Source organism: Streptococcus sp. HMSC057G03, assembly GCF_001808745.1.
Classification (GTDB): domain Bacteria; phylum Bacillota; class Bacilli; order Lactobacillales; family Streptococcaceae; genus Streptococcus; species Streptococcus parasanguinis_Z.
Genome location: NZ_KV794423.1, coordinates 183,054 through 184,609 on the forward strand (window position 1 = coordinate 183,054; position 1,556 = coordinate 184,609).

Sequence of the window (1,556 nt, forward strand, 5' to 3'; positions counted from 1 at the left end):
TAGTAGTTCACTACTTGAGCCGCAGTATTTTCGATGTCTACTCCGCCTTTAACGTCAGCTTTCACTGTAGCTGGGATATCAAACTTGTAGTAACGTCCGAATTCGAATTTAGTTGTGTCGATCACTTGTGTGTTTTCCGCATCGCCAAGTGACTTAGTGAAGCCATCTTTAAGAGTTGCAGTAATCACACCGTTGTTCACAGTAATATCGAATTTAGCTGTTACATCCGCACCAGTCTTACCATCGTATGCTTTAATAGCTGAAGCTTCAACGTCGACTTTTGCCTCATCGTAGTCATCTGTGATTCCTACTGATTGGATGTTGTCTTTGTTGTTTGCATCAAATTTAGTTGTGTCAAGCCATACTTGGTAAACCAATTTATCTTTTGGTTTAACAGTCTTAGTATTGATATTCGCAGCTTCGTTGTTAGATGCATCGTCCACATATGGGTTCGCATTGGTATCTGCGTACTTGTCTGCCAACTCTTTATCATCATCTAATAATGAAGTTCCAGTCAAATCAAATTCTTTTTCGTTTAGAACATATTTTTCTGGATTGAATTCTGGAGTTTCTGGAGGAGTTACACGGTTGTTAAATTCTTTATCCGCAATGTCGCCTACAGTTGCCACAAGAACTTTAGCAGTACCATCGTGTTTCACTGTGACTGTTACATTCGCTTTCATGGTGTCGTATGTAACGGTTGCGTCGCTTCCTTTAACTTCTTCTACTGTGTAGTTGTGTACGCCTTCTTGACCCTTCTTGAATTCAAGAGCTTTGAACTTAACGTTACCAGATGCATCATTGCTTACAGTTTCAAGAGTCTTACCTTCTGAATCTTTAAGCACGAAGCTGAATTCGTTAGCTTTCAGTTCACGGCCTTCCAAGCGTTTCGTGAAGTTGAATTCTACTTCAACTGGAACGTTGTTGACACGTTTTTCAGTTGGTTTGCTTGGTTTTTCAACTTTCTTAGTTGTTGGGTTGTAGTAGTTCACTACTTGAGCCGCAGTATTTTCAATATCTACACCGCCAGGAACGTCTGCGTTCACAGTTGCTGGAATGTCAAATTTATAGTAGCGTCCAAACTCGAACTTAGTAGTATCGATGATTTGAGTGTTTTCAGCATCACCAAGTGACTTAGTGAAGCCATCTTTGAGGTTAGCTGTGATTACACCGTTAGAGATTGAGATATCAAACTTAGATGTAACATCCGCACCTGATACTGAATCGTATGCCTTGATGTCTGAAGCATTCACAGTCAACTTAGTTTCATCGAAGTCATCTGTGATACCAACTGTTTGGATGTTATCTTTGTTAGCTGCGTCAAACTTAGTTGTATCCAACCATACTTGGTAATAAAGTTTTTGGCCACGTTTCACAGTCTTGGTGTTCAAGTTTTCTTCTTCGTTGTTTGATGCATCGTCCGCATATGGGTTAGCGTTTGTATCCGCAACCTTGTTAGCCAATTCTTTGTCATCATCAACGAGTTTTGTACCTGTTACATCAAATTTCGCTTCAGAAACAACATATTTCTCTGGTTGGAACTTAGGTTCTTCTGG

1 protein-coding gene is annotated in these 1,556 nt (G+C 40.0%); it reads right to left on the reverse strand.

Translation table 11 applies throughout. The features are described 5' to 3' along the window. Positions 1-1,556, reverse strand: a 1,556-nt coding sequence (locus HMPREF2686_RS10660; protein ID WP_315940697.1) for an SspB-related isopeptide-forming adhesin, incomplete at both ends; no start/stop codon positions are given.